The 8,417-nt window shown below is 58.2% G+C and carries 9 protein-coding genes; 5 read left to right on the forward strand and 4 right to left on the reverse strand.

Annotated features, from left to right (window positions below; genetic code table 11):
* Window positions 1-86: 86 nt before the first annotated feature.
* Window positions 87-629: a DUF924 family protein gene (locus tag ACTD9P_RS16090; protein WP_438868452.1), complete on the reverse strand. Its 543-nt coding sequence runs from the start codon at window positions 627-629 to the stop codon at window positions 87-89.
* Between the two features lie 144 nt (window positions 630-773).
* Here ACTD9P_RS16090 and ACTD9P_RS16095 point away from each other — a divergent pair, with 144 nt between their 5' ends.
* Entirely contained in the window at window positions 774-1,838 is a 1,065-nt protein-coding gene (locus tag ACTD9P_RS16095; protein WP_438868453.1) for a HoxN/HupN/NixA family nickel/cobalt transporter, read from the forward strand.
* A gap of 161 nt (window positions 1,839-1,999) precedes the next feature.
* Here the strand turns inward: ACTD9P_RS16095 and ACTD9P_RS16100 are convergent, their stop codons facing one another.
* Together ACTD9P_RS16100 and ACTD9P_RS16105 are read right to left on the reverse strand one after the other, a co-directional pair.
* Entirely contained in the window at window positions 2,000-2,767 is a 768-nt protein-coding gene (locus ACTD9P_RS16100) for a M12 family metallopeptidase (protein WP_438868454.1), read from the reverse strand.
* 103 nt (window positions 2,768-2,870) lie between these two features.
* Window positions 2,871-3,476, reverse strand: a complete 606-nt coding sequence (locus ACTD9P_RS16105; RefSeq protein WP_438868455.1) for a LysE family translocator — start codon at window positions 3,474-3,476, stop codon at window positions 2,871-2,873.
* A 133-nt stretch (window positions 3,477-3,609) separates the two neighbouring features.
* Here ACTD9P_RS16105 and ACTD9P_RS16110 point away from each other — a divergent pair, with 133 nt between their 5' ends.
* The 4 genes from ACTD9P_RS16110 to ACTD9P_RS16125 all read left to right on the forward strand — a co-directional run bounded on the left by ACTD9P_RS16110 (window position 3,610) and on the right by ACTD9P_RS16125 (window position 8,245).
* On the forward strand, window positions 3,610-5,253 hold the full coding sequence (locus ACTD9P_RS16110) for a sensor domain-containing diguanylate cyclase (protein ID WP_438868456.1): 1,644 nt from the start codon (window positions 3,610-3,612) through the stop codon (window positions 5,251-5,253).
* The gene (locus tag ACTD9P_RS16115; protein ID WP_438868457.1) at window positions 5,253-5,702 is read left to right on the forward strand and encodes a GNAT family N-acetyltransferase; all 450 of its coding nucleotides are present in this window, start codon (window positions 5,253-5,255) and stop codon (window positions 5,700-5,702) included. Before ACTD9P_RS16110 ends, ACTD9P_RS16115 begins: the two co-directional genes overlap by 1 nt.
* Window positions 5,703-5,874: 172 nt before the next feature.
* Window positions 5,875-6,972: a carboxynorspermidine decarboxylase gene (locus ACTD9P_RS16120; RefSeq protein WP_438868458.1), complete on the forward strand. Its 1,098-nt coding sequence runs from the start codon at window positions 5,875-5,877 to the stop codon at window positions 6,970-6,972.
* Between the two features lie 28 nt (window positions 6,973-7,000).
* Window positions 7,001-8,245, forward strand: coding sequence for a saccharopine dehydrogenase family protein (locus ACTD9P_RS16125; protein WP_219267129.1), 1,245 nt, complete (start codon window positions 7,001-7,003; stop codon window positions 8,243-8,245).
* 59 nt (window positions 8,246-8,304) lie between these two features.
* Here the strand turns inward: ACTD9P_RS16125 and ACTD9P_RS16130 are convergent.
* Window positions 8,305-8,417: transposase (locus ACTD9P_RS16130; protein WP_036984840.1), on the reverse strand; the 113-nt coding region annotated here is incomplete at its 5' end.

Genomic DNA, 8,417 nt, shown 5'->3' on the forward strand with positions numbered 1-8,417 from the left:
CATGCCTTAAGCCTTGCGCAAGGCAACGCAGAGCGTCGCTGGATGCATGCCCACGCAGAGCGTGGGAACGATCACGCGATCGCCGCCTAGCCGGCGAAGCCGCCGGCCTTGAGAAACGCCTGCTCGGGTTGGGTCGTTGCCCTGGCCAGCACCGCGTTGCGATGGGGAAACCGCCCAAACCGTTCAATGATATCCGCGTGTTCTTTGGCCCAATGGTAGGTATTGGCGTCCAAATGCCGGTTCAACTCCACCGAACGCTGCTGGTCCGCCGGGTCTTCGGAATGTTCAAACGGCAGGTAACAGAACGCGCGTAACTCAGGCTCGATCTGTTGATCCAACCCGGCGTCCACCGCCCGCCGCGCATACAAACGTGCCAACGGGTCGGTCGCAAACATATGCGCTGTGCCGCGAAACGCGTTGCGCGGGTACTGATCCAGCAAAATCAGCAAGGCCAGCGCGCCCTGCGCCGAATCCAGCCAGCTTTCCAGCTCACGCCGGGCGGCTTGCATATGGGTGGTGTAAAAGGTCTCGCGAAAGGTCGCGTCAAACGCGTCGTCCTTGGTGAACCAGCGTTTCGGCCCTGCCTGCTTCCAGAACGCGATCACTGCCTCGGCAGATTGTTCGTGCATGCTCGTCATCGTCCTCTCCAACGCTTAACCCCCAAAAAAAAACCGCACAGATTTCATCATCGATGTCGGCAATATCCATTAAGTTTCCCACGGGAGCCGCGCAAGCTTGCCTGCGGTAGCACCATTGCACATAGGGTTTACCTGATGATCCACCGTCTTGCCCAGGTTTTCAGCGATTCCAATCGTCAAGTGCGCAGCAAACTGTTTGGCATTTATGGGGTATTGATCGCCCTTAACGTCGGGGCCTGGCTCTGGGCGCTGGCGGCCTTCCACAACCACCCGGTGTTGCTCGGCACCGCCCTGCTCGCTTACGGTTTTGGCCTGCGCCATGCGGTGGACGCCGACCATATAGCGGCCATCGACAATGCCACCCGCAAGCTGATGCAAGAGCAGAAACGCCCGGTAGCCGTAGGCTTCTTTTTCTCCCTCGGGCATTCCTCCGTGGTGGTACTGGCCTCGATTGGCGTGGTGTTCGCAGCCTCGGCCATGCAGGCACACTTCGAAACCTTCAAAACGGTGGGCGGTGTGATCGGTACTTCGGTATCGGCGCTGTTTCTGCTGCTGATCGCCCTGATGAACCTGATCATCCTGCGTGCCATCTACAAGGCCTGGCGCCATGTGCGCGAAGGCGGCACTTATGTGGATGACGATTTCGACCTGCTGCTGGCCGACCGTGGCGTGCTCGCACGCTTTTTCCGCCCGTTGTTTCGCCTGATCACCCGCAGTTGGCACCTGTACCCACTGGGCTTTCTGTTCGGCCTGGGCTTTGACACCGCCACCGAAGTCGGCTTGCTCGGTATCTCTGCCAGCCAGGCCTCACAAGGCCTGTCGCCATGGTCAATCATGGTGTTCCCGCTGTTGTTCAGCGCCGGCATGTCGCTGGTCGACACCCTCGACGGCCACTTGATGCTCGGCGCTTATGGCTGGGCCTACCTCAAGCCGATCCGCAAGATCTACTACAACATGACCATCACCCTGGTGTCGGTGATCGTCGCCGTGGTGATCGGCAGTATCGAGGCGTTGGGGCTGATCTCGGACCAACTGGACCTCAAAGGCGCGTTCTGGGGCTTTATCGGCACGCTGAACGACAGCTTCGGCCTGCTCGGGTACATCATCATCGCGATCTTTGTCGCCAGTTGGGCGATCTCGGTGATGCTGTACCGCTGGAAGGGTTTTGACGCCATTGAGGTCAATCGTCCTACGGCCTGAAACTGCCCGCCACCCAGGCAGCCTGCTTGTTTTAGCGTGTTGTGGCGAGCCGGAATCGCCACAACAGGCATGGCGATCAGACGTTCAGGTTGGCCGGGATACGCAGTTATTGGCGACGTTAAACTGCTGTCGGTATCGTCCCAGTCCAACCCCGCGCAGGGTCAAGAATACGTGGCAGGAAAACGATGAAACCGGAACGAGGTCGGTACTTTGACATATTCCTTTGGGTAGAGTGAGTGGGCAAATAATATGTCTCCGGCTGACAAGCGGTTGTTGTCACCGATAGGCTTGCCGCTGTTTAGATACCTTGAGGACAGCCTGTAATGCATGACTGAATGCCTATCATATTTAGAGGCAAGCGCCTTTGGGGATGCGGTAGGAAATAGAAAATCAAGCAAATTGGGTTTGTCTTTATCTCGGTAGTCTTCGCGGATCCGCTCCATATTCAAGTCCAGTGTGCGGCGCGGATGGTGATGTTCATGCCTCAAACCTAATGCATGACCAAACTCATGTAGCACCGTCCCGGCGTTATATTCATTTAGTCCGCCCAAAAAGCCGATCTCCATCGTCGGCTCGTCTGGGGGTGCAGTTTTTGCATCGATCCCTACGAGCGAGGACCCACCGCGAATAGTATTATTGGCCGAAATTCTGATATCGGCGTCGTGGCGATCCGTGAATTCGAACGTCAGATTAACGTACGGCGCCCACTTATTAATGTTGTCCTGTGTGAAGGAAGCTTGCTCTTTTGTCATTCCAACCATGGAAATTCTAAGGGTCGAAAATTGTGGCCATAGTTTGTATTTGTCGGCCAAGCCACGCTTTTTCCTGGAAAGCGCACCGGCGCCAGTGTTGTTGATCGCCTGAGTGTCATCAGCCGGCGGAAAATGAGTAGGCAATCCGGTCAGATCAGTTTTCGGGCCTATATTCATAATTGTTATCTCCACCACAAATATTGATATCAATTTTCGTGGACCTGGCCGCGTAAACGGTTCCTCCAAATGTTATTCCGCTGATTTCGCCAAGCGCATGGGTTCAAGGCACAAGGATGTGCAGGTAGAACGCGTGAAACATGAAATACGCACAGCCGGCCAGCGCCAGCCCCATGCAGCGGTTGAACCAGGTAAACGCCGCCGCCCCGTTGATCCGCCGCCCCAGCAGCGCGCCCAGCAAGGCGTAAACCCACGGCGCGCCGACCGCCCCCAGCCCCAGCAAGGCCGACACGCCAAAGATCGAGGCACCGGTAATATGCGCCGCCGGCAGCATCACGCTGGTGATTGGCAACACCGCGACGATGCCCTTGGGGTTGAGCAACTGGATCACCAGGCCATTTAAGAAGGTCAGGGTCTTGGCCGGCGAGCTTGAGGCGTCATCCACCTCGGTACGGGCGGTGAACACTTGGTACGCGAGGTACAGCGTGTACACGCCGCCCATCAAAGAAATATACGGCAACGCCGCCTGGGAGATGAGCGCTTCGCCGGTGTAGCCGAACACCACGAACATCAACAGCATCGCGCAGCCCACGCCGATATAGAACCCGCTGGAACGACGCAGTTTGCCCGTAAGCCCGGCGTTCAGGCCCATCAAGTTGACGGGACCGGGGCTGTACATGACGCTGAACGCGTAGAGGAAAATGTCCATGGGGAACCTGCGCAGTAGAAGAAGTCTGGCGAGTCTACTGAGCGCGGTGGTGCGCAATCTTGAACGTTTGTGGTTGATGGTCATGCATCTATTACGGGTACTATGCTGAAAATAAATATTCAAATGAGCACCCATGATCAAAGCCAGCCTGCGCACTCACCTGACCTTATGGTTTGCCGGTTTATCCCTGCTCACGCTGCTGAGCGTTGGGGTCTACGTGGGCCATATCGCCACTGAACAGATGAAGCAGGCCAGCGGCAACGCCCTGCTGAGCACGGCGCGCTCCACTGCTGCGTTGCTGGCGGTGCAACTGCGTGAACGCCAGCTGGAAGTGTCTTTGCTGAGCAAGGCGCCGATCATGCGCAAGGGCAACCTGGGTGCGCCGGACATCCTCACCTTGATGGAACTGCGCACCCAGTCGCGCGCCGAATATGCCTGGATGGGCATTGCCGACGCCGAGGGCCGAGTGCTCCAGGCCGTCAACGAGTTACTGGTCAACCAGTCGGTCGGCCAGCGGCCCTGGTTCCAGGCCGGCCTGCACGGCGAATACACCGGTGACCCTCACGAGGCGGTATTGCTGGCCAAGCTGTTGCCCAGTTCGGCCAGCGGCGAGCCATTGCGTTTTATCGACTTTGCCGCACCTATCCGCAATGCCCAGGGCGAGACCATTGGCGTGCTGGGCGCGCATGCGCACTGGAGTTGGGTCACGCAGATCGTCGACTCGGCAGTGATGCAAAAAGACGCTATCCCTGATATCGAGGCCCTGATCGTCGACTTCGACGGCAAGGTGCTCTACCCCGAAAGCCTCGCAGGCGAGCAAATGCCGCAAGGCAAACTGATCACCCATTCCGGCTGGTGGGCAGGCAACGGCTACGTCACCGCCTCGGTCGCCGTGCCGAGCCCATCCAATGCGAACATGACCTGGTACATCATGGTCCGCCAGCCTCTGGACGTGGCCCTGCAGCCGGCACGTACGCTGCTGTATAAATTGCTGATACTCGGTGTGCTGGCAGCGGTCGTGTTTGTACTGGCGGCCTACTACCTCGCCTCCTCCCTCAGCCGCCCGATCGAACGCCTGGCCAAATCCGCCAGGCTCGTTCAGGAGCAGCAACCTGGCGCCGCATTCCCCCAGGAACACGCAGTGCTGGAGATTGCGCAACTGGGCCGCTCCCTCACCAGCATGACCCAATCGCTGCTGGCCAAAGAGCGCCAATTGCAAGAGGCCAACGCCTCCCTGGAAGCCACCGTCGCCCAACGCACGGCCGACCTCACCCAGGCCAACGCCGACCTGCTCAACCTGGCGACCCACGACGCGCTGACCGGCGTCTACAACCGTCGCCGTTTCGACGAAAAACTCGCCGAGAACAGCCTGCTGTTCCAACGCACCGGCCGCACCTTCGCCCTGCTGCTGATCGATGCCGACTACTTCAAGCGCGTCAACGATACCTACGGCCACGCGGTCGGTGACGAGGTGCTGTGCCAACTGGCCGCCCTGATCGAAAGCAACACCCGCGCCACCGACTTTGTCGCACGCTATGGCGGTGAAGAGTTCGCGGTGTTGCTGCCGGAAGTCGAAGAGCCGGACAGCCCCGACGTGGTCGCCGAGAAAATCCGCGCGGCGGTGGCGGCCGCGAAGTTTGCGACGGTGGGGCATGTGACGGTGAGTATTGGCGTAAGCATCGCGGAGCCAGCCGACCGAGATTCTTCGGCGTTGCTCAAGCGCGCGGACATGCAGCTGTATCAGGCCAAGGGCGCGGGCCGTAATCGGGTGGCGTGATGGTTCTCAGCCAAGACTTTTCGATAAAACGACTGGAAGATCTGCCCGAGCAGATCCACACGCTGCAAGCGCAGGCCGTTGCTGAAGGCTTCAGGTTCCTCACGCGGCTTGTCACCGAATGGGAAAACCGCACTAACCGGTTTGATCAACCCGGTGAGTGCCTTCTGGGTGTGTTCCGCCACGACCAATTGGTCGCAATCGGGGGCGTTTCACGCGATCCGTATTCCACTGCCGACAACGGCCGAATACGCCGCGTCTACGTCGCTCCAGCGATGCGTGGGCAACAGGTCGGAAAAACGTTGGTACAACAGTTGCTGGCATTCGCCGCAATGCACTTTCAAACGGTACGCCTGACTACAGACACAACACAGGGCGCAGCGTTTTATCTACAGTGCGGGTTTCACTCGGTGACTGATGACACCGCCACTCACGCCAAGTCCGTGAAGTGATTTGGCTCACCTGCAGCTACTGCAGACCGGTGTCGTAGCCACAAACAGTCATACTCAGACGCTACCTTTGAAAACCTGGCGCGCAAAATCCGCCCGCTAACCTTTCGATCTGATCCAAGTGCGGGCACAATGCGTGTCCTTTTTTGGCAGGCACCGCCGCAGGCTCTCAAAAATGATCAAAACGCCGTACTACCTCATCGATAAACAGAAACTTCTGGCCAACATGCAGAAGATTGCTTACGTGCGCGAGCAGTCCGGCGCCAAGGCACTGCTGGCGCTCAAGTGCTTCGCCACCTGGTCGGTGTTTGACCTGATGCAGGAATACATGGACGGCACCACCTCGTCGTCGCTGTATGAATTGAAGCTCGGTCGCCAGAAGTTCGAAGGTGAAGCGCACGCCTACAGCGTGGCGTGGGCTGACGACGAAATCGAAGAGATGCTGGATAACTGCGACAAGATCATCTTCAACTCCATCAGCCAATTGAAGCGCTTTGCCGAACGCAGCGAAGGCAAGACCCGCGGCCTGCGCGTCAACCCGCAGGTCAGCAGCTCCGACTATTTGCTCGCGGACCCGGCGCGCCCATTCAGCCGCCTGGGCGAATGGGACCCGGTGAAGATCGAAGGCGTGATCGAGCAGATCTCGGGCTTCATGTTCCACAACAACTGCGAGAATGGTGACTTCAACCTGTTCGACCAGATGCTCAACACCATCGAAGAACGCTTCGGCGCGCTGCTGCACAAGGTCAACTGGGTGAGCCTCGGCGGCGGCATCCACTTTACCGGTGAAGGCTATGCCATCGACGCCTTCTGCCAGCGCCTCAAGGCGTTCTCGCAGAAGTACGACGTGCAGGTGTACCTGGAACCCGGTGAAGCGGCGATCACTAACAGCGCATCGCTGGAAGTGACTGTGCTCGACACCCTCTACAACGGCAAGAACCTCGCCGTGGTAGACAGCTCCATCGAAGCCCACCTGCTGGACCTGCTGATCTACCGCCTCAACGCCAAGCTGGCGCCGAGCGAGGGTGAACACACCTATATGGTGTGCGGCAAATCCTGCCTGGCCGGGGACATCTTCGGCGAGTATCAATTTGATCGTCCGCTGGCCATCGGCGATCGGCTGTCGTTCATCGACACCGCAGGCTACACCATGGTCAAGAAAAACTGGTTCAACGGCCTGAAAATGCCGTCCATCGTAGTGAAACAACTCGACGGTACAGTCGAGGTGGTTCGTGAATTTGGTTACGACGACTACCTGTCCAGCCTTTCGTAAGCTGGCGGATAAAGGAGAGATAAAGCAATTGAAAAAGAACGTTCTTATCATTGGTGCAGGAGGTGTCGCCAAGGTGGTGGCCCACAAGTGCGCGCAGCACAACGACGAACTCGGTCGTATTGCTATCGCGTCGCGCAACATCTCCAAATGCCAGGCCATCATCGACAGCGTCAAGGCCAAGGGTAGCCTCAAGGTGCCTGCGGATATTAAAGCCTTTGCGCTGAACGCCATGGACGTGGAAGCGACCAAGGCCCTGATCCGCGAGACAGAGTCGCAGATCGTCATCAACGTAGGTTCCTCGTTCCTCAACATGTCGGTACTGCGTGCCTGCATCGACACGGGCGTTGCGTATCTGGACACCGCCATTCACGAAGAGCCGGGCAAGGTCTGCGAGACCCCGCCGTGGTACGGCAACTATGAATGGAACCACCTGGAAGAGTGCAAACAGAAGAACATCACTGCCATTCTTGGCGTGGGCTTCGACCCGGGTGTCGTCAACGCGTATGCCGCGCTGGCGCAGCAACAGCATTTCGACCGCATTGATTCGATCGACATTCTCGACGTCAATGCCGGCAGCCATGGCAAATACTTCGCCACCAACTTCGACCCGGAAATCAACTTCCGCGAGTTCACCGGGCAGGTGTGGAGCTGGCAGAACAGCCAGTGGACCAGCAACACCATGTTCGAAGTCAAACGCACCGACGACCTGCCGGTCGTCGGTTCGCAGAACCTCTACCTCACCGGCCACGATGAAGTGCACTCGCTGTCGAAAAACCTCGACGTGCCCAACGTGCGGTTCTGGATGAGCTTCGGCGAACACTACATCAACGTGTTCACCGTATTGAAAAACCTCGGCCTGCTCTCCGAAAAGCCGGTTACCACCGCCGAAGGCCTGGAAGTCGTGCCGCTTAAACTGGTCAAGGCCGTGCTGCCCGACCCGTCGTCGCTCGCCCCAGGCTACACCGGCAAAACCTGCATCGGTGACCTGGTCAAAGGCACCAAAGGCGGCCAGCCACGTGAGATGTTCATCTACAACGTGGCCTGCCATGAAGAAGCCTTTGCCGAGACCGAAAGCCAGGGCATCTCCTACACCGCAGGCGTGCCTCCGGTAGCCGCTGCGCTGCTGGTAGCGCGAGGTGAGTGGGATGTTAAACACATGGCCAACGTTGAGGAGCTGCCGGCTGAGCCGTTCCTGAAGGCGCTGGACGTGATGGGGTTGCCGACTCGGATTAAAGACGAGAATGGTGATCGGGCTTGGGATGCGATGGCCTGATAGGCGGTAGCTGACCGAACAAAAAAATGCGCCCTCAGGGGCGCATTTTTTTTGGTTCTTCACGGATTACCGGGAAAGACGCTCTTGATCTTCATGAAAAAGAACTCGCTATCCCGGTAACCGTACGCCATCCGCTTAATGACCTTTATTCGATTGTTTATCCCTTCCAGTT

It is taken from the genome of Pseudomonas onubensis, from assembly GCF_965653655.1.
In the GTDB taxonomy this organism is placed as follows: domain Bacteria; phylum Pseudomonadota; class Gammaproteobacteria; order Pseudomonadales; family Pseudomonadaceae; genus Aquipseudomonas.